Origin of the sequence: Saliniferula longa (assembly GCF_050789285.1) — a bacterium.
Lineage (GTDB): Bacteria > Pseudomonadota > Alphaproteobacteria > Rhodobacterales > Rhodobacteraceae > CAVPWP01.
The window spans coordinates 1,113,501-1,133,041 of record NZ_JBOUVX010000002.1 but is presented as its reverse complement, the minus strand read 5'-3'; the positions used below and the strand labels follow the sequence as shown (position 1 = coordinate 1,133,041).

Here is a 19,541-nt window from a genome sequence, read left to right as displayed (position 1 = left end):
GGTCAGCGTGCGCGAAGTTCCGCCGGAAGCCGGGCCGGGCGGCCGTCGTCCGACAGCGCGACGAGCGTGACCCTGGCGTCGAACAGAAGGGTCGTCCCGCGCAGCACCCGCTGGCTCAGGACGATCCGCGCCGGCGTCACGGCCGCCACTTCGGTCTCGACCTCCAGAAGGTCGTCGAAGCGCGCCGGAGCAAGGTAGTCGGCCTCGATCCGCCGGACCGCGAAGACGATCCCGCGTTCGGCCTTGAGCCGCGCCTGGTCGATGCCAAGCGCGCGGACATACTCGGTCCGGGCGCGCTCGATGAAGCGCAGGTAGTTGGCGTAATAGACGATGCCCGCAAGGTCGGTGTCCTCGTAATAGACCCGGCAGGAAAAGCGATGCGCGGCGGCCCCGGTCACGACGCAAGCTTCATCGTCACCATGCCGGCCAAGATCAGGGCGGCGGCGATGACGCGCTGAAGCGTCAGCGCCTCGCCCAGAACCATGACGCCGACGACGAAGGCCCCCACGGCGCCGATGCCGGTCCAGACCATGTAGGCCGTGCCCAGGGGCAGGCTGCGCATCGCCAGCGCCAGAAGGCCAAGCGAGGCCAGCATCGCCACCACGGTCACCGCCGTTGGCCCTGGCTGCGTGAAACCCTGCGACTGCTTCATCGAGAAGGCCCAGACCACTTCCAGAAGCCCCGCCACCAGCAGAAATCCCCACGCCATCGCCGTGTCCTCGCATTCAGGCGCGCCGGACAAGTTCCGGCAACTGGCCCTGAATCTCCGGGCGGGCGGCCTTGGTCAAGCGGTCTTTGGGCCTGGCGTGGTCAGTTGGGAGTGGCGAAGCCCTGCGGCTTGAAGCGCACCTTGGCTTCGGGTCCCCGCGGATCGAGATCGTAGAGGGCCGTGCGGGCTTGGAAGTATGCGCGCCATGTGCGCTCGGGCAAAGTACTAATCATCACGCCATGCTTGCTATGCATTTGCGGCGCAAGTTCGGCGATCCGCATGCCCTGGCCCTTGGTGCTATGGGTGGCGATGATCGCCTTGATTTCTCTATCGAGGGCAGAGGGGCCAACCGTCGTCACCTTCTCGGCGGGAGACCCCGCGGCAGAAACATCTTCAGGCGACTTGACCGCACAGGTCGTCGCGCCCCCCAGAAGTTCGAACCGCGAACAGGCGGCGCGGTAAAGCAGTGTGGTCTTGGCCTCGCCCGTCCCCACAACCGTCAGGCCACGTTCGCGCAGACGATGCGCGAGGTGGCTGAAATCGGCGTCCGAGCTTGCGACCACGAACGACGAGACGCCGCCACCCAGCGCCAGCTCCATCGCCTCGATGGCAAGCAGCATGTCGGTCGCGTTCTTTCCCGTGCCCGCGTGGACGAAGCGAAAGCCTGCCGCCGCGTGCCAGCCCGCCGCCTTGGACGCATCGCCATAGACCCGCGCCACATCGACCTGACCCTGCCGCCTGCCGATCCCGAGGATCGTCCCGGAATGCTGTGCGCCGATGTTGTCTCCATCGACCAGAACCGCGACCCGTCCGCCCATGTCCGCCACTCGATTGTCCACCCGGACGGGGTAATCCTTCAATCTGGCAGGAATTTGGCAGACGGCATCGGCCAGGGGTGGCCCTCGTGCAGGGGACGTCCTCAGGCCGGGGCGGAGCGCTGCCGTCGCCAGTCGGTCGGGCTGGTGCCCCGCACCCGGCGGAACCCTTCCGAGAAGACCCCGGGCGAGGCATAGGCCAGCGTCGCCGCGATCTCGCCCACGTCCATGTCCGTCAGGGCAAGCAACTCGCAGGCCAGGGCGAAGCGGACCTCGTCGCGCAGATGCTCGAAGGTGGTTTCCTCATTTGCCAATCGGCGCCGCAACGTGCGCGGGTGCAGGCCAAGCTCATCGGCCACCTCCGCCATCCGGGCGCGGTCGAACATCAGGCGCTTGCGCAGCGCTGCGCGCACGCGCGCTGCCTCGGTGGGTGCGAAAGGCTGCATCATCTGCGCGATCCGGGACGACAACTCGGCCCGCGCCGCCGGCCGGTAGCCCGGCAGGGGGAATGCGCGCGCCGCCCCCGGCAGGACAAGGCAGGTGCGCGGCTGGTTGCTGCGGACCGGGAACTTCAGCAGACGTTGGACGCTGGGCGATGCCCGGCAGGAGACGTGGCCCTCGACCGGGCGGACGGCGCCACCTGTCAGTTCCTCGATCATCCGCACCGCGATGCCAAGCACGCAATGATAGAATTGGGGTGACGGGGTCAGCGTCCCGGCGCACAGCGCATAGCCAAGCGCGATATCGTCGCCCCAGGGATGAACGAAGGTGATGGCTCCGCTGGAGTAGCCGCGCTGCCATGTTTCGAAGTCCTCCAGCGCCGCGCCCAGCGTCGGCGCCGAGGCCATGAGCGCGCCGACAGGGCCGTGCAACTCCATCCGGAAGCGCAGGCCAAGGCGAAGCCCGAAGTCAGGAAATCCCGACAAGGTTGCCGCGCGCTCGATCAGGTCGATGAGCGCCGCGAATGGCACGCGCGTGTCGGGTTGCAGGCTTGCGGGATCGATGCCCGAACCGTCGAAGACCGCTTCGGTCGGCACGCCCAGTTCCTCCAGCAGGCGCGGCAACTCCGCCCCGGTGCCGACCCGCTGGATCGCGATGTCGTGCCGCTGGATGTCCATGCAGATTGTCCCCGAAACCAAAGCGCAGACCTTGGGACCGAGTATGATGAAGCCCCCAATCACACTCAAGGGATTGACCCATGACGATTACGCGACGCTCTGCCCTGCTTGCGGGCGCCAGCCTTCTGGCGGCATCGGCCCTGGCCCGCTCTGCGGCTGCCTTCGAAGGTTCATTCACCGACATGCTTGCCGGAACCGAGGACTTCGGCGTCGCCGTCGACGCCTATGTCTTCGGCTATTCACTGGTGACGATGGAATACACCCGTCGCATCATGACGAACGTCGCCGCCGCCGAGGAAACGCGCGCGCCGATGGGAACGCTCCTCAAGGTCCGAAGCTATCCCGACGCGACGTACCGCGACGTGACCGCACCGAACGCCGACACGCTTTACACCACGGCCTGGCTCGACGTCGGCGACGAACCCTGGGTCCTCCACCAGCCCGACATGGGCGACCGCTACTTCCTGCTGCCGATGCTCGATGGCTGGACCGAGGTCTTCGCCGTGCCCGGCAGCCGCACGACCGGGGGCGGGGCCAAGACCTTCCTCATCACCGGCCCGGGGTGGAGCGGCACCGTTCCCGACGGCATGACCCAGGTCAAGTCGCCGACAAGCATCGTCTGGCTGCTGGGCCGGATCTACTGCACCGGAACGAAAGAGGACTACGCCGCGGTCCACGCGCTTCAGGACGCCTTCAAGCTGCAGCCGCTCAGCACCTGGGGCAGCGACTTCACGCCGCCCGCGGGCACGGTCGATCCCTCGGTCGACATGAAGACCCCCACCCGCGACCAGGTGAACGCCCTGACCTCGACCGAGTTCTTCACGGTTCTGGCCGACCTGATGAAGCGCAACCCGCCGACGGCGGCCGACGCGCCCGAAGTCGCACGCTTTGCGGCCATCGGCCTTGAACCTGGCAAGGACCTCGACGCAAGCCGGATCAGCGCGGTCTGGGACAAGCTCATGCCCGAGTTCGGCTACAAGAAGATCATGCTGCACTTCATCAGCCGCGACGGCGACATGAAGCGCGAGAACGGCTGGGCCTTCACGACGGTGGCGGGCAACTACGGCACGAACTACATCCAGCGGGCCCTTGTCACGGCGATCGGCCTTGGCGCGAACAAGGCGCAGGACGCGATCTACCCCACCTCGCTGAAGCCCAGTCTTCTGGAAAGCTACGACGGGGCGAAGAACTACACCCTGACCTTCGCGAAAGGGCAATTGCCGCCGGTAAAGGGCTTCTGGTCGCTGACCATGTACGACGAGCAGATGTTCTTCGTCGCCAACCCGATCAACCGCTACTCGATGAGTCTTCGCACGAACCCGACCTACGAGACGGACGGATCGCTGGTGATCCATATCCAGAACACGTCGCCGGGCCCGGACAAGGAGGCCAACTGGCTGCCCGCGCCGACGGGCAAGTTCCACCTGATGTTGCGCCTGTACTGGCCGGACGAGAACAAGCCCTCGATCATCGACGGCTCGTGGACCATTCCCGGCGTGGTCAAGGCCTGAAGGCCCGACCGCACGCGGCGCCGGCCCGGGGCCGGCGCCGTATGTCCCCGGAACCCCTGCCCCGCGCCGGCCTCCCTGCCGGAGCGGCTCAAAAAAGGTCCGCCTGCCCCACCACCCGGGGCGGCTCGAGCCCCAGGTGTGTCCAGGCCCTGCCCGCCAGCATCCGGCCGCGCGGCGTCCGCTGGATCAGGCCCTGCTGAAGCAGGAAGGGTTCAATCACCTCTTCCAGGGCATCGCGCGCCTCGGACAGGGCGGCGGCCAGCGTTTCGACGCCTACGGGGCCGCCAGCATAGTTCTCGGCGATCAGGGTCAGGTACCGGCGGTCGGCCCCGTCGAGGCCAAGATGGTCGACGCCAAGCCGGGTCAGCGCCCGGTCGGCGATCGCCCGATCAAGCCGCCCGTCGCCTTCGACCAGGGCGAAGTCCACCACCCGCCGCAGCAGCCGCCCGGCGATCCGGGGCGTCCCCCGCGACCGCCGCGCGATCTCGCGCGCGCCCTCGGGCTCGACCTCGATGCCCATCAGCCGCGCGCCGCGGCGAACGATCTCGTCCAGCTCGTCCTCGGTGTAATACTGCAGGCGTACCGGGATGCCGAAACGGTCGCGCAGGGGTGTCGTCAGAAGCCCCAGCCGCGTCGTGGCGCCCACCAGCGTGAAGGGCTGCAACTCGATCCTTACGGTCCGCGCCGCCGGCCCCTCGCCGATCACGAGATCGAGCTCGTAATCCTCGAGCGCGGGATAGAGCACCTCTTCGACGACCGGGTTCAGACGGTGGATCTCGTCGATGAAGAGGACATCCCGCGCCTCGAGGTTCGTCAGGATCGCGGCCAGGTCGCCCGCCTTCGCCAGCACCGGGCCCGAGGTCATGCGGAAGTTCACGCCCAGTTCGCGCGCCATGATCTGGGCAAGCGTGGTCTTGCCCAACCCGGGCGGCCCGTGAAACAGCGCATGGTCCATCGCCTTGCCCCGCCGGCGCGCGCTTTCGATGAAGACCCGCAGGTTCGCCCGCGCCTCGGCCTGCCCGATGAAGGCGTCCAGCGTCTGCGGGCGCAGCGCCACATCGGCATCCTCGGGGCGCGGGTCGGGGCGCAGGACGGGATCGGGGCCGCTCATCGCCCTATCCCTTCGGCGCCAGAAGGCGCAGGGCCGCGCGGATCAGCGCCTCGGGCGTGGCGCCGGGCAGGTCGCCCGCAGCCGCAGCCACCGCTGCCGCCGCTTCGCCCGGGACGTAGCCAAGGTTCGCCAGCGCCGACAGCGCATCGGCCTGGGCCGAGGACGCGGCCGGGCGGAGGGGTGAAGCAGGCGTGGCCCGGGCCGCGGGCGCCGGATCGATCACGTCGCCCCCGGGCGCAAGCGCAGCCTGAAGGGGGGCGCCCGCAAGCGCCATCACCGCAGGGGCCTTGTCCTTCAGTTCGATCACGACCCGTTGGGCGATCTTCGGCCCGACGCCGGGCGCGGCCTTGACCGCCGTCCAGTCGCCCAGCGCGATCGCGCGACTGACGCCGTCGGCCCCCAGCGTGCCAAGAATGGCCATCGACGCCTTCGCGCCGACGCCCTGGACCGTCATCAGAAGCCGATGCCATTCCTTTTCGGCCAAGGTCAGAAAACCGAAAAGCTGCAAGAGGTCCTCGCGGACCAGAAGTTCGGTGAACAGCGCTGTGGCTTCGCCCACGGGCGGAAGGGCGGCCATCGTGCGGTCCGAGACATGGACGATATAGCCCACCCCGCCCACGTCGATCAGCACGTGGTCGGCGCCGCGATGCGCGAGCCGCCCTGCAAGCCGCCCGATCACGGGCGTGACCCGGCGACGGCCTGCGCAAGCCGCGCGGCCGTAGCGCCGTGGTGCGCGTGGCAGATCGCCACGGCCAGCGCGTCGGCCGCGTCGGGGCCGGCGATCTCGACCCCCGGAAGCTGCATCCGCACCATGTGGTCGACCTGGCGCTTGTCGGCGTGTCCGACGCCCACGACCGCCTTCTTGACGGCGTTCGGCGCATACTCGCCGACCCGCAGCCCCGCTCGCGCGGGAACCAGAAGCGCCACGCCGCGCGCCTGGCCAAGCTTCAGCGTGGCGGCGCCGTTCTTGTTCACGAAGGTCGCCTCGACCGCGGCGCAATCGGGCACGAACCGCGCGACGATGGCAGAGAGTTCGTCGAACAGCGCCAGAAGCCGGTCTGCCAGATCGCCTGTCCCGCCGCGGCAGATGCCGTTGGCGACGTGGCGCAGGCGCGGGCCGTCGACGTCGATCACGCCCCAGCCAAGGGCCTGCAGACCGGGGTCGATCCCCAAGACGCGCATCGTTCACCTGCTCGTGTTCTCGTTGAGGGAGGGTTAGCACGAAACGGGAACACCTGCCAATGGCCTTGCGAAATGATCAACGGCCGCACCCGAAGGTGCGGCCGTTTCTCGAGTGCTCGTGCCGCGGCGCGTCAGGACGAAACGCGCCCGCCGGACCTTACGGAGCGAGGGAAGCGAATTGAGCGGAAATCCAGACCGTCACCGGATCGGCGGTCATCGCGTAAGCGCCAACCTTCTCGATCACGGTGCCTTCCGACAGGCGCGCCACCCGCTCGTCATAGGCGGTGGTGCCGATCTGGAAATGGAGAAATCCCTTGAAGATCATCAGCCCGAGCAGGATCAGAAGCGTCCCGCGCCACGGAAAGCTCCGGCGCTGGGGCTTGGGCTCGGCAATGACGAGGCCGTCGTGGTTCACACTCATCACGTAACCACGGGCCAGTTGGCGATGACGCTTGTCGATCTTCTGCAAGCGCTCGTCGAAACTCTGGATATGCGGATCACCCATGATCGTCCCCGATAGAAATACCAACCACACAGAGGGCAACGATGGGGGGCGATTGTGGCAAGAATGTGGCGTCCGCCTTGCGAGCGCCGATATTCCCTCAGATTTCAAACACTTCTGCGAAGCGTTAGCGTCGTCCAGTCAACAATCTCATCCCGGTGGACGGGATTGAAGCCGGCGCGGGAATAAACCTCGGCGACCTCGTCGGCCTGAGGATTGAGGATTCCGCTGAGGATCGCGAATCCCCCCTCGGGGATGTGTCGCGCCATCGCGGGGGCAAGTTCAATCAACGGCCCCTTGAGGATGTTTGCGAAGACAAGGTCGAAGGGCGCGCGAGCCGCGAGGTCGGGATGGTCGAACCCGCCCGCCACGACGCAGTCGACCCGTCCGGCAAGCCCATTCGCGATCACGTTCGCGCGGGCGACCTCGACCGCGACGGGATCGATATCCGATGCGATCACGGGGGCGTCCCAGGTGCGCGCCGCGGCCATGGCCAGCACCGCCGTGCCGCAGCCGATATCGGCCACGGCGGTCGGAACGATGCCGTCGTCCGCAAGCCGGTCAAGGGCGCGCAGGCAGCCAAGCGTGGTTCCGTGATGCCCGGTGCCGAAGGCCATCGCCGCCTCGATCAGAAGCGCGACGCGGCCGGCCGGCACCTTGTCGGCATCGTGACTGCCGTAGACGAAGTAGCGCCCCGCCTCGACCGGGGCGAGGTCGCGGCGGACCTTGGCGACCCAGTCGACGTCGGGCACTTCGGACACGACGATGGGGGCGGTTGCGAAGGCAAGCTCGAGCAGCGACAGAGCGATCGCGTCAGGCGCCTCGGTGAAGTAGCCGCCGACTTCCCACAGGCCCGAGCCGTCCTCGACCTCGAAGCAGCCCACGCCCACGGGCTCGGGGTCAAGCCGTTCGAAGGCCTCGGCAAGGGCCTCGGCACGGTCGCGGCCCGGAACGGTGGTCAGCGCGGAATAGGTCGTCATGCCGGCCCCGCTACGCGATCATTGGGCGCCTGACAAGCCGCAAGGTCCTCAGGCCGGGGCAACCCCGGTTCCGATCGGGCAGGTCACGCCGGTGCCGCCGATGCCGCAGTAGCCGCCCGGGGTCTTCGACAGGTACTGCTGGTGATAGTCCTCGGCCATGTAGAAGGTGGGCGCAGATACGATCTCGGTCGTGATGGCGCCGTAGCCCGCCGCGGCAAGACGCGTCGCGAAGACCGCGCGGCTTGCCTCGGCCGCGGCCTGCTGCGCGGCGTTGTAGGAATAGACGCCCGAACGGTATTGCGTGCCCACGTCGTTGCCCTGCCGCATGCCCTGCGTCGGGTCGTGGCCTTCCCAGAAAACCTTGAGCAGCGCGTCATAGCCGATGATCTTCGGGTCATAGACCACGCGCACGACCTCGTTGTGCCCGGTCCGCCCGGAGCAGACCTCCTGATAGGTCGGGTTCGGGGTGAAGCCGCCGGCGTAGCCCGCCATGGTCAGCCAGACGCCGTCAAGCTTCCAGAACATCCGCTCGACGCCCCAGAAACAGCCCATTCCGAACATCGCGACCTCGAAGCCCTCGGGCACCTCCATCGTCAGCGGCCGGCCGAAGACGTGATGCGTCTTCGCCGTGGGAATCGGATCGGGCCGGCCCGGCAGCGCGTCGGACGGGGCCGGCAGGTCGAGGGGCTTGCGGAACAGGTTGAACATCGCGGGCGCTCCTTTGGCGAGGGCGGGTTGCGTGAAATCTAGGAACTCCGCCCCGCCGCGGCAATCGTTCTCACGACGACGTCACCTTGGGGCTGGACGGGTGCGCCGCAAGCGTTGTCCGGTTTGTCCCCAGCCCCGCGGGCCCGGCATTGATGACACCCTATGCCGCGCACCGGTTCATCCCCGACCCGTAGGCTCGCCTCCCGGGCCCCGGGCAATCGTTGAAGGCCCTTGGGTCCGGCGATGGAACCGCGCCAAATGCCCTTCGCGACGGGGTCGCGGCGACCCTCGGCCGGTTCACAGGAAGCTCTGCGGGTCGATGTCGATCGCCAGCCTAACGGTCGCGGGCAGCCTGACCTGCGCGACCCAGCGGGCGAGGGCCGGCTGAAGCGCCACGCCCTTGTCGGCCTTGACCAGAAGGCGCACCCGGTGGCGGCCCCGGACCCGGGCGATGGGCGCCGGTGCAGGGCCGAAGACCTGGGCGCCGATGCGCTGAAGCGGCTCGGCGTTCCGCGCCAGACGGTTTCCGATGTCGAAGACCTCCTGCACGTTGGGCGAGGACAGGATGATCCCCGCCATCCGGCCGAAAGGCGGCACGCCCGCTGCCCGCCGTTCCTCGGCCTGGGCGCGCCAGAACGCTTCCTCGTCGCCGCCGAGGATGGCGCGGATCACCGGATGCTCGGGCTGGTGAGTCTGGATCAGAGCCAGCCCCGGCAGGCCGGTGCGCCCCGCCCGGCCCGAGACCTGGCGGATCAGCTGGAAAGTGCGTTCGGCGGCACGCAGATCCGACCCCTGAAGCCCCAGATCGGCGTCGACTACGCCGACCAGCGTGAGCAGCGGGAAGTTATGGCCCTTGGCGACAAGCTGGGTGCCGATGATGAGATCGGCCTCGCCCCCCGCGATCGCTTCGATCTGCGCCTTGAGCGCGCGCGCCGATCCGAAAAGATCCGACGAAAGCACGGCGATCCGCGCCTCGGGGAACAGGGTGGCCGCCTCTTCCTGAAGGCGTTCGACCCCCGGGCCGACCGGGGCCAGACGGCCCTCGACCCCGCAGGCGGGGCAGGCGTTCGGAATGGGCTTCGTCTCGCCGCACTGGTGGCAGACGAGGCGCTTGAGGAACCGGTGCTCGACCATGCGCGCGTCGCAATGGTCGCAACCGATCTGATGGCCGCAGGCCCGGCAAACCGTCACCGGCGCATAGCCCCGGCGATTGAGGAAGAAGAGCGCCTGTTCGCCCGCCTCAAGCCGCCGGCGCGCTTCGGCGACAAGCGTGTCGGACAGCCAGCGGTTCGATGGCAGCTTTTCCGCCCGCATGTCGATCGCCCGCATCTGGGGCAGTTCCGCCGTCCCGAACCGACCGGTCAGGGTGACGCGCGCGTATTTGCCCGCTTCGGCGTTCACCCAGGTCTCGAGCGAGGGCGTGGCCGAGGCCAGCACCACCTGCGCCGACGAGATCGACGCGCGCAGCACCGCCATGTCGCGGGCATTGTAGAGCACGCCGTCCTCCTGCTTGTAGGAAGTGTCGTGTTCCTCGTCGACGACGATCAGGCCAAGGTCGCGGAAGGGCAGGAACAGGGCCGACCGCGCGCCGACCACAAGTTCGGCCCCGCCCTCGCCCACCATCCGCCAGGCGCGACGGCGCTCGGTCATGGTGACGCCCGAATGCCACTCGGCCGGGCGCGCGCCGAACCGCGCCTCGACCCGCGCCAGAAACTCGCCCGTCAGCGCGATCTCGGGCAAGAGGACCAGCGCCTGCCGGCCTTTGCGCAGGCAGGCGACGATGGCTTCCAGATAGACCTCGGTCTTGCCCGACCCGGTGACGCCCTTCAGAAGCGTCGCACCATAGACCTCTCCGGTCACGCCGGCGATGATGGCGTCGGCCGCCGTCCTCTGCTCGTCGCTCAGCTCATACGGGCTGACGCCGGGATCGAGCCGCGGATAGGGCAGATCGCGCGGACTCGCCTCTTCGGCGATGGCGCCCAGCTTGACCAGTCCCTTGACGACCGACGGCGTCACCCCAGCGGCCTGGGCGAGCTCGGACAGGGTAACGGCCTGACCGCCGAAGGCGTCAAGCTCGTCCAGGACCCTTGCCCGCGCCTCGGTCATCCGGTCGGGGTCGGCCCCGCCCCGTCGCAGGACCGTCCGCATCGAGGGCGGGTCGCCAAGGCCGGGCGACCGGGTGGCAAGCCGCAGCATCGCGGGCAAGGGCGTCAGCGTGTAATCGGCGGCACGCGTCAGGAAGTCGCGCATCTCGGGCAGCATCGGCGCGGCGTCGAGCACGCGGGTGACCGGACGGATCTTCGCCGGGTCGAACTTTCCCTCGCCCGGCCCCCAGACCACGCCCAGCACCCGGCGCGGACCCAGCGGCACCTCGACGAAGGCCCCGGTGGCGCAGCCGCCCTCGGGCGCGCGATAGTCGAGCGGACGGTCAAGCGGCTGGGTCGTCAGCACGCCGACAAGCTCGCCCTCGTCGAAGAAATCCCGATCGCTCACGCCGCGCGCCCGCTTCGGGCTTCCGATGTGGGCGGGCTTGCGTTAGAAGGCCCTCGGATCGAAGCCGAAGCGTGCAGGAAGGGCCCCATGAAATTCTTCGTCGACACCGCCGACACCGCCGCAATCGCCGAGCTCAACGACCTGGGCATGGTGGACGGCGTGACCACCAATCCCTCGATCATCATGAAGTCGGGACGCGATATCCGCGAGGTCACCAAGGAAATCTGCGACATGATCGACGGCCCCGTCTCGGCCGAGACCGTGGCGCTGGATGCCGAAGGCATGATCGCCGAGGGCCGCGAACTGGCGAAGATCGCCGACAACATCACCATCAAGGTTCCGCTGACCTGGGACGGCCTCAAGGCCTGCCGGGTGCTGTCGGGCGAAGGGCGCATGGTGAACGTGACGCTGTGCTTTTCGGCCAACCAGGCGCTGCTGGCGGCCAAGGCGGGGGCGACCTTCATTTCTCCGTTCATCGGGCGGCTCGACGACATCAATCTCGATGGGATGGACCTGATCGCGGACATCCGCCAGATCTATGACAACTACGGGTTCGAGACGCAGATACTGGCGGCCTCGATCCGGTCGGTCAACCACATGACGGAGGCCGCCAAGATCGGAGCGGACGTCGCTACCGCGCCGCCCGACGTGATCCGCAAGATGGCCCAGCATGTGCTGACCGACAAGGGGCTGGAGGGCTTCCTGAAGGACTGGGCCAAGACCGGCCAGAAGATCCTCTGACCGGGCCCTGACCGCTATCGCCTTGCCCGACGGCCCGGCCCCGAGACCGTGACCCACCCGCCACGCCCGGCGCGCGCATTTCCATGGCGCGCGCCCCGGGGGTTGAGCGCGGCGGGCGCACATGGCTAGAACCTGACGCGATGAGCACGACCTGCCCGACGACACCGCGATGACCGGCAAGACCGACCCTTCCGAGCCCGTGATCGACGAGGTGCTTCGCGCGCGCATTCTTGCGCGCCCGCAGTCGATCCTTGAGGATCGCGATCTCATGCGCGCCCTGATCGACGCCGACGACCGCACGCTGGGCGCGAACGTGGTCGATATCCGCGGCATCGCGATCCAGCGGCTCGAGGCGCGTCTGGGCCGGCTCGAGGACACGCATCGCAGCGTGATCGCGGCGGCTTACGAGAACCTCGTCGGCACGGCGCAGGTGCACCGCGCGGTGCTGCGGCTGCTTGAACCCACCGAATTCGATGCCTTCCTGCGCGTGCTGGGGCGCGACGTGGCCGACATCCTGCGGGTCGAGCGCATCCGGCTGGTCCTCGAATCCCATCGCGACGACTTCGGCCCGCTGATGCGCAAGCTGGGCGGCGTCCTTCAGGTGGCCGAGCCGGGCTTTGTCGAGGATTATCTGACGCAGGGAAAGGGCGGCACGCCCCGCCGCGTCGTCCTGCGCGAGATCGGCGGCGAGGCGGCCGGGCTTTACGGCCGCGACTCCGGCCGCATCGGGTCCGAGGCGGCAATCCTTCTCGACCTCGGGGGCGGGCGGCTGCCGGGGCTGCTGGCACTTGGCGCCACCGACGTGCAGCAGTTCGCGCCAAGCCAGGGCACCGACCTGCTTGAATTCCTGGGCGGCGCCTTCGAACGGGCGATGCGCCGCTGGCTGGGATGAACCCGCCGTGACCACGCCGTGATCGCCCCATGATCGCCCCTGCCGCAACCGAGGCCATCGACCGCTGGCTGGGTCAGTTGTCCGCGTTGAAGGGCGCCAGCGCCAACACGCTTACCGCCTACCGCGCCGACGTCACCGGCTTCGTGGCCTTCCAGCAGGCGCATCAGGGCGGACCGATGGGCATCGGCCCGCTCACGCGCCTTGGGCTGTCGGACATGCGCGCATGGATGGCCGCCGAACGGGGGCGCGGGGTCTCGGCCCGGTCGCTGGCCCGGTCTCTGTCGGCGGTGCGGGGCTTCATCGGCTGGCTGGCCGAGCGCGAGGGCTTCGACGCCACCGCCGCCCTTGCCACCCGGTCGCCGAAGTTCCGCAAGTCCCTGCCCCGCCCGCTGGCCGAGGATGCGGCAGTGGCCATGCTTGACCGTCTCGACACGCAGGAAGACACCGGCTGGATCGCGGCGCGCGACGTGGCCGTGGTGACGCTGCTTTACGGCTGCGGGCTGCGGATCTCCGAAGCCCTGTCGCTGACCGGGCGCGATCACCCCCTGCCCGAGGTGCTGCGCATGCGCGGCAAGGGCGGGAAAGAGCGTCTGGTGCCGGTGATCGCACCGGCGCGCGCGGCGGTGGCCGCCTATGTCAGCGAGTGCCCGCATGACCTTGCGCCCGACGCCCCGCTTTTCCGCGGCGCGCGCGGCGGCCCGCTGAACCCGCGCCTGATCCAGAAGGCGATGGAACGCGCGCGCCTTCAGCTTGGCCTGCCCGCCACCGCCACGCCCCACGCCATGCGCCACAGCTTCGCCACCCATCTGCTGACCGCCGGCGGCGATCTGCGCGCGATCCAGGAACTGCTGGGCCATGCGTCGCTGTCGACGACGCAGGCCTATACCGCGGTCGACACCGCCCGCCTGATGGAGATCTATGCAAAGGCCCATCCCCGTGCGCAGGCAGCGCCCTAATCGTTTGCGCATTTCGGGGAATTCGGCCATGAACCGGCGATGACCCCCTTTGCCAAGGCCCTCGGCGTTCACCTTCTGACCGGCACCGGCGCGGTGTTGGCCATGCTCGCCATGCTGGCCGCCGTGGACCAGCAGTGGAGCCTGATGTTCCTGTGGCTGGTGGTGGCCTTCGCCGTCGACGGAATCGACGGGCCGCTCGCGCGACGCTACAACGTCAAGCACCAAGCGCCGCAGATCGACGGGGTACTTCTCGATCTGATCATCGACTATCTGACCTACGTCTTCATCCCCGCCTACGCGCTTTTCAAGTCGGGGCTTCTGCCGGGGTGGACGGGCTGGATCGCGATCATCGTGATCACCTATGCCAGCGGCCTCTACTTCGCCGACACGCGGATGAAGACCAAGGATTATTCCTTCTCGGGCTTCCCGGCCTGCTGGAACATGGTGGTGCTGGTGCTGTTCGCGCTGAAGCCGAACTTCTGGGTCAGCCTGGCGATCGTGGTGATCCTTGCGGTCCTGATGTTCACCCGGGTCAAGTTCATTCACCCGGTTCGCACCGACCGCTGGCGCTGGATCACGCTGCCCACGGCGCTGGCCTGGACCTTCTTCGCGGGCTGGGCGGCGTGGGTGGAGTTTCACCCCCAGAGCTGGGCGCACTGGGGCTTGGTCGTGTCGAGCGTCTATCTGGTGACGGCCGGGGCGCTACAGCAGCTTCTGTACGGCCCGGACGGCTGAGCGCCGGGGCGCGCGGCACGGTGCCGAACGCCCGGCGGCACGCCCATGCGGTCACTCGGCCGCCTTCGACCCGATCCTGTCCTCGGTCCGCGTCTCGAAGTCCGAAGCATCGTGGCGCTCGAGCAGGCGCTCGTGCGGCTCGCCCGAGGTGCGGTTGACCATCCGGCCGCGCCGCACAGCCGGGCGCGCATCGATGCGCCGGGCCCAGTCGACCACATGGGTGTACGAGGCCACGTCAAGGAACTCGCCCGCGTTGTACTGCCGGCCAAGGACGAGGTTGCCGTACCAGGGCCAGATCGCGATGTCGGCGATGGTCATGCCGTCGCCCACCATCCACTCGCGATCGGCAAGGTGGCGGTTCAGAACATCAAGCTGGCGCTTCACCTCCATCGCGAAGCGGTCGATCGGGTATTGCCACTTCTCGGGCGCGTAGGCGTAGAAATGCCCGAAGCCGCCCCCAAGGTAGGGCGCGCTTCCCATCTGCCAGAACAGCCAGGACAAAAGCGCGGGCCGGTCTTCGGGCCGGCCCAGGAAGGCGCCGAACTTTTCCGCCAGGTGCAGAAGGATCGCGCCGGATTCGAAAACCCGCACGGGCTCGGGCCCCGACCGGTCGAGCAGGGCGGGGATCTTCGAGTTGGGGTTCACCTCGACGAAGCCCGACCCGAACTGGTCGCCCTTGTGAATGCGGATGAGCCAGGCGTCGTACTCGGCCGGGTGGCCGGCGGCGAGAAGCTCCTCGAACAGGACCGTGACCTTGACGCCGTTGGGCGTGCCCATCGAGTAAAGTTGGAACGGATGCCGCCCCTCCGGAAGCGCCTTCTGATGCGTGGCGCCGGAAATCGGCCGGTTGATCGAGGCGAATTCGCCACCGTTGGGCACCTCCCAGGTCCAGACCTTCGGGGGCGTGTAGGGTTTGGGGTCGCTCATGCCGGCACCTGTCTTATCCGTTCGCCTGAAAAGATAGGGGGACCGCGCCCAAAACCCAAGGCGCGGTCATTGTTTGCTGATGCACAGGTCCTGCGCGGGCCCTGCGCGTTCAGCCAAGCGCGGCGTCGCAGCGCGCGCAGACACCCGGGTGGGCGTGCTGGCCCACGTCAGGCAGGATCTTCCAGCAACGCTGGCACTTCTCGCCCGTGGCTTTCTCGAAGACCACGCCGACGCCCTCGACCTCGGGCAGGCGGAACGCCTCTTGCGGGCTGGGGTCGGCGGTCAGCGTGATGTCCGAGGTGATGCAGATGTCGGCGAAATCGACACTGCGCAGCGCGGCCAGCGTTTCGGCATCCTCGACATGCACCACCGGCGCCGCCTCGAGGCTGGCGCCGATCACCTTGTCCTGGCGCTGAATCTCGAGCGCGGCCGTCACCGCGCGCCGCACCCGGCGGATCGCGGTCCACTTGGCGGCCAGCGGCGCGTCCAGCCAGTCGGTCGGCGTCGCCGGCATGTCGACGAGGTGGACCGAGCTGTCGTCGCCGGGGAACCGCTCGAGCCAGACCTCTTCCATGGTGAAGACGAGGATCGGCGCAAGCCACGTCGTCAGCCGGTGGAAGAGCAGGTCAAGCACCGTGCGCGCGGCGTTGCGGCGCGGGGTCGGACCGTCGCAATAGAGCGCGTCCTTGCGGATGTCGAAATAGACCGCCGACAGATCGACCGTGCAGAAGTCGAAAAGCGCGCGGAAGACGCTGGGAAAGTCATAGGCGGCATAGCCCGCACGAACCTTCTGGTCGAGTTCGGCCAGACGGTGCAGGACCCAGCGTTCGAGCTCGGGCATGTCGGCAGGCGCCACGCGCTCGTCCTCGGAGAAGCCCGCGAGGTTGCCCAGCATGAAGCGCAGCGTGTTGCGCAGGCGGCGATAGCTGTCGGCGGTGCCCTTCAGGATCTCGGGGCCGATGCGCAGGTCGGCGGTATAGTCCGACTGCGCCACCCAAAGCCGCAGGATGTCGGCGCCGTACTGGTCGATCACCGCCTGCGGGGCCACGGTATTGCCCAGCGACTTCGACATCTTCATGCCCTTCTCGTCGAGCGTGAAGCCGTGGGTCAGCACGCCCCGATAGGGCGCGCGGCCGATGGTGCCGCAGGCCTGCAGCATCGAGGAATGGAACCATCCCCGGTGCTGGTCGGTGCCTTCAAGGTAAAGGTCGGCGATCCCGTCGGTGGTGCCGTCGTCGCGGTCGCGCAGGACGAAGGCGTGGGTCGAGCCGCTGTCGAACCAGACGTCGAGGATGTCGAAGACCTGATCGTAGGCACTGGGGTCGTGGTCGTTGCCAAGGAAGCGTTCCTTCGCGCCGGGCTTGTACCAGGCATCGGCACCTTCGGCTTCGAAGGCGTCAAGGATGCGGGCGTTGACCTTGGGATCGCGCAGCAGGAAGTCGGCATCGTCGGGTTTCGCGCCCTTCCTGACGAAGCAGGTCAGCGGCACGCCCCAGGCACGCTGGCGCGACAGCACCCAGTCGGGCCGCGCCTCGATCATCGAATGCAGACGGTTGCGCCCGGTCTTCGGCGTCCAGGTGACCAGGCTGTCGATCGAGGTCAGCGCGCGTTCGCGGATCGTCGTGCCGTAGGTGTCCTGGCCGTCGCCCACCGGCCTGTCGATGGCGGCGAACCACTGCGGCCGGTTGAGCCGGATCACCGGCGCCTTCGAGCGCCAGGAATGCGCGTCCGAGATGGCGATCCGGCGGCGCGCCAGAAGGCCGCCCACCTCGACCAGCTTGTCGATCACCGCCCTGTTGGCGCCGCCGGGCTTGCCGTTTTCCTCGATCACGCGAAGCCCCGCGAAGAACGGCAGGTCGGCGCGGAAGGACGAATCGTCGAGGATGTTGAAGGTCATGCCCAGCCCGTGCTTCAGCCCGATCTGGAAGTCGTCGTCGCCATGGCTGGGGGCTGTGTGGACAAAGCCGGTGCCGGCGTCGTCCGTGACATGCTCGCCCGGAAGAAGCGGCACGTCGAAGTCCCACTCGCCCGCCGCGCCCTCGGCACCGCGCAGGGGGTGGGCGCAGGTCAGCGCCGCCAGTTCGTCGGCCGTCACGGCCCGCAGACGGCGATACATCGAGGCGTCGAGCCGCATGGCCGACAGCGCTTCGGCGGCAAGCTTGTCGGCCAGGATGTAGCGGTCGCCGACGCGCGCCCAGCATTCGTCGGGCCGGCCGGTGATCTCGTAAAGACCATACGAGATCCCGGGGCCGAAGCAGATCGCGCGGTTCTGCGGCAGGGTCCAGGGCGTTGTCGTCCAGATCACGACCGAAGCGTCAAGCGCACCGGTGTCCATGCAGACCTCGCTCGACGGATAGACGCCGGAGGCGACAACGGGGAATTTCACCCAGACCGCATCCGTCTGCCGGTCGTGGTACTCGACCTCGGCTTCGGCCAGCGCGGTCTTTTCCACCGGGCTCCACATCACCGGCTTCGAGCCCTGGTAGAGCGTGCCGTTCATCAGGAACTTCTGGAATTCCTCGGCGATGACGCGTTCGGCGTGGAAATCCATCGTCAGGTAGGGATCGGCCCAGTTGCCGGTCACGCCAAGGCGCTTGAACTCCTCGCGCTGGATGTCGATCCAGCCCTCGGCGAACTTGCGGCATTCCTGGCGGAAGGCCGCGACGTCGACGTCGTCCTTGTCGAGGCCCTTGGCGCGGTACTGTTCCTCGATCTTCCATTCGATGGGCAGGCCATGGCAGTCCCAGCCGGGGACATAGCGGGCGTCCTTGCCCATCATCTGCTGGCTGCGCACCACCATGTCCTTCAGGACCTTGTTCAGCGCGTGCCCGATATGCAGGTTGCCGTTGGCATAGGGCGGGCCGTCGTGCAGCGTGAAGGGGGCACGCCCGGTCTTGGCGCGCAGGCGGTCGTAGACGCCGATCCTTTGCCAGCGGTCGAGCCAGGCGGGCTCACGCTGCGGCAGGCCCGCGCGCATCGGGAAGTCGGTTTCGGGAAGGTTCAGGGTGTCTTTGTAGTCGGGCGTGTCGGCGCACATGGACGGCGGTCCTTGGTGTTTTCGTTCCGGCGATGGTCTGAGGGGGCGGCGCGATGGCTCAAGCGCCTTGGTCCCGGCGCCTGCGATCTACAGGGCCGGGCCGGTAATTCGAATGATGATCGCGGCGGGGCGAAACATGGGGCGGCTTATAGGCCGGGGTCCGGCGGGCGTAAAGCGGCACCGACGCCGGGTTTGTCTTTTGCCCGCGGCGGGCGTATCCGATTGACCGACAGGAGGCGGCGATGGGCACATTGACCCTGGCCCTGAGCGGCGGCGGCGCGGCCGGCATCGGCCATGTGCCGGTGCTTCAGGCGCTTGACGAAATCGGCGTCCGGCCGACGGCGATCGCGGGCACGTCGATCGGGGCCGTGGTCGGCGCCTGCTATGCGGGCGGCATGACCGGCGAGGCGATCCGCGCCCATGTCGCGACGCTGATGGAGGATCCGCTGGCCACGGCGCGGCGGTTCTGGCGCAATGCAAGCTTCCGGCACGGCGCCCCGGCGCTGTCGATCGACCCCGAGGCGACCATCCTTGCCGTCCTGCCCGAGGCCCTGCCCGAGCGGATCGAGGATCTGGACATCCCGATGACCGTGACGGCCACCGACTATCACGCGCGCCGATCGGTGCGGTTCACCGAAGGGCCCCTGCGCAAGGTGCTGGCGGCGTCGATCGCGCTGCCTGCGATCTTCCGACCCGTGCAGATCGACGGGCGCGTCCTGATCGACGGCGGGGTGACGGAAAACCTGCCGGTGCGGGCGCTGCCGCCGTCGGACGTGTGCCTGGCGGTCGACGTGGCGACCGAACCGCCGTCGCACAATGGCGGCGTGCCGGGACCGGCCGAGCTTCTGGCCGGATCCCTGCGGATCATGATGCGCGCGCTTCTGAGCGAGTCGCTGAACGGCCGTGACGGCGTGCTGCTGGTCGAACCCGACACCCGCGGGTTCCGCGCGCTTGAATTCCAGCGCTGGGAAGAGATCCTTCAGACCGCGGACGAGGCGCGCGCGAAGGTCCGGCGCGACTTGCCGCCCATGCTGGGAATGGACTAGGCGCGGGTCCCGGCAGGACCCGTCCCGATCAGGGCGCACGCGCTCTGCGCGAAGCTCAGGCCGGCGTGATCCCCTGCC

Annotated in this window: 19 protein-coding genes; 6 read left to right on the top strand and 13 right to left on the bottom strand. The window is 68.4% G+C overall.

The window, feature by feature from the left end; translation table 11 throughout:
- Positions 1-2 precede the first annotated feature (2 nt).
- From ybgC to ACRDNQ_RS12110, 4 genes are all read right to left on the bottom strand, one after another.
- On the bottom strand, positions 3-398 hold the full coding sequence (ybgC, locus tag ACRDNQ_RS12125; RefSeq protein WP_431828907.1) for a tol-pal system-associated acyl-CoA thioesterase: 396 nt from the start codon (positions 396-398) through the stop codon (positions 3-5).
- Positions 395-709, bottom strand: a complete 315-nt coding sequence (locus tag ACRDNQ_RS12120; protein ID WP_431828906.1) for a DMT family transporter — start codon at positions 707-709, stop codon at positions 395-397. Before ACRDNQ_RS12120 ends, ybgC begins: the two co-directional genes overlap by 4 nt.
- Before the next feature lie 101 nt (positions 710-810).
- Entirely contained in the window at positions 811-1,527 is a 717-nt protein-coding gene (locus tag ACRDNQ_RS12115; protein WP_431828905.1) for an NYN domain-containing protein, read from the bottom strand.
- A 101-nt stretch (positions 1,528-1,628) separates the two neighbouring features.
- On the bottom strand, positions 1,629-2,642 hold the full coding sequence (locus tag ACRDNQ_RS12110) for an AraC family transcriptional regulator (RefSeq protein WP_431828904.1): 1,014 nt from the start codon (positions 2,640-2,642) through the stop codon (positions 1,629-1,631).
- A gap of 80 nt (positions 2,643-2,722) precedes the next feature.
- On the opposite strand from ACRDNQ_RS12110, the gene ACRDNQ_RS12105 reads away from it, so the two are divergent.
- Entirely contained in the window at positions 2,723-4,153 is a 1,431-nt protein-coding gene (locus tag ACRDNQ_RS12105) for a DUF1254 domain-containing protein (protein WP_431828903.1), read from the top strand.
- Positions 4,154-4,241: 88 nt separating this feature from the next.
- Here ACRDNQ_RS12105 and ruvB read toward each other — a convergent pair whose 3' ends face one another.
- The 7 genes from ruvB to ACRDNQ_RS12070 all read right to left on the bottom strand — a co-directional run bounded on the left by ruvB (position 4,242) and on the right by ACRDNQ_RS12070 (position 11,129).
- Entirely contained in the window at positions 4,242-5,264 is a 1,023-nt protein-coding gene (gene ruvB, locus ACRDNQ_RS12100; protein WP_431828902.1) for a Holliday junction branch migration DNA helicase RuvB, read from the bottom strand.
- 4 nt (positions 5,265-5,268) lie between these two features.
- The gene (gene ruvA / locus ACRDNQ_RS12095) at positions 5,269-5,943 is read right to left on the bottom strand and encodes a Holliday junction branch migration protein RuvA (RefSeq protein WP_431828901.1); all 675 of its coding nucleotides are present in this window, start codon (positions 5,941-5,943) and stop codon (positions 5,269-5,271) included.
- Positions 5,940-6,446 carry a crossover junction endodeoxyribonuclease RuvC gene (ruvC, locus tag ACRDNQ_RS12090; RefSeq protein ID WP_431828900.1) on the bottom strand — a complete coding sequence of 169 codons (507 nt, stop codon included), beginning with the start codon at positions 6,444-6,446 and terminating at the stop codon, positions 5,940-5,942. The genes ruvA and ruvC overlap by 4 nt, the downstream gene beginning before the upstream one ends.
- 157 nt (positions 6,447-6,603) lie before the next feature.
- Entirely contained in the window at positions 6,604-6,951 is a 348-nt protein-coding gene (locus ACRDNQ_RS12085) for a hypothetical protein (RefSeq protein ID WP_431828899.1), read from the bottom strand.
- Between the two features lie 104 nt (positions 6,952-7,055).
- Positions 7,056-7,928, bottom strand: coding sequence for a 50S ribosomal protein L11 methyltransferase (locus ACRDNQ_RS12080; RefSeq protein WP_431828898.1), 873 nt, complete (start codon positions 7,926-7,928; stop codon positions 7,056-7,058).
- Between the two features lie 48 nt (positions 7,929-7,976).
- Positions 7,977-8,636, bottom strand: coding sequence for a peptide-methionine (S)-S-oxide reductase MsrA (msrA, locus tag ACRDNQ_RS12075; RefSeq protein ID WP_431828897.1), 660 nt, complete (start codon positions 8,634-8,636; stop codon positions 7,977-7,979).
- Positions 8,637-8,933: 297 nt separating this feature from the next.
- Positions 8,934-11,129 carry a primosomal protein N' gene (locus tag ACRDNQ_RS12070; RefSeq protein WP_431828896.1) on the bottom strand — a complete coding sequence of 732 codons (2,196 nt, stop codon included), beginning with the start codon at positions 11,127-11,129 and terminating at the stop codon, positions 8,934-8,936.
- An 87-nt stretch (positions 11,130-11,216) separates the two neighbouring features.
- On the opposite strand from ACRDNQ_RS12070, the gene fsa reads away from it, so the two are divergent.
- From fsa to ACRDNQ_RS12050, 4 genes are all read left to right on the top strand, one after another.
- Positions 11,217-11,870, top strand: coding sequence for a fructose-6-phosphate aldolase (gene fsa, locus ACRDNQ_RS12065; RefSeq protein ID WP_431828895.1), 654 nt, complete (start codon positions 11,217-11,219; stop codon positions 11,868-11,870).
- Between the two features lie 169 nt (positions 11,871-12,039).
- Positions 12,040-12,762 (top strand): DUF484 family protein, encoded by a 723-nt coding sequence (locus ACRDNQ_RS12060; RefSeq protein ID WP_431828894.1) that lies wholly within the window; start codon positions 12,040-12,042, stop codon positions 12,760-12,762.
- Between the two features lie 29 nt (positions 12,763-12,791).
- Positions 12,792-13,718: a tyrosine recombinase XerC gene (locus ACRDNQ_RS12055; protein WP_431828893.1), complete on the top strand. Its 927-nt coding sequence runs from the start codon at positions 12,792-12,794 to the stop codon at positions 13,716-13,718.
- A gap of 39 nt (positions 13,719-13,757) precedes the next feature.
- Positions 13,758-14,453, top strand: a complete 696-nt coding sequence (locus tag ACRDNQ_RS12050; protein ID WP_431828892.1) for a CDP-alcohol phosphatidyltransferase family protein — start codon at positions 13,758-13,760, stop codon at positions 14,451-14,453.
- Between the two features lie 51 nt (positions 14,454-14,504).
- Here ACRDNQ_RS12050 and yghU read toward each other — a convergent pair whose 3' ends face one another.
- Positions 14,505-15,380, bottom strand: coding sequence for a glutathione-dependent disulfide-bond oxidoreductase (gene yghU / locus ACRDNQ_RS12045; RefSeq protein WP_431828891.1), 876 nt, complete (start codon positions 15,378-15,380; stop codon positions 14,505-14,507).
- 109 nt (positions 15,381-15,489) lie between these two features.
- Complete coding sequence (gene ileS / locus ACRDNQ_RS12040; RefSeq protein ID WP_431828890.1) at positions 15,490-18,417, bottom strand: isoleucine--tRNA ligase; 2,928 nt, start codon at positions 18,415-18,417, stop codon at positions 15,490-15,492.
- Between the two features lie 242 nt (positions 18,418-18,659).
- Here ileS and ACRDNQ_RS12035 point away from each other — a divergent pair, with 242 nt between their 5' ends.
- Positions 18,660-19,463 carry a patatin-like phospholipase family protein gene (locus ACRDNQ_RS12035; RefSeq protein WP_431828889.1) on the top strand — a complete coding sequence of 268 codons (804 nt, stop codon included), beginning with the start codon at positions 18,660-18,662 and terminating at the stop codon, positions 19,461-19,463.
- Positions 19,464-19,541 lie beyond the last annotated feature (78 nt).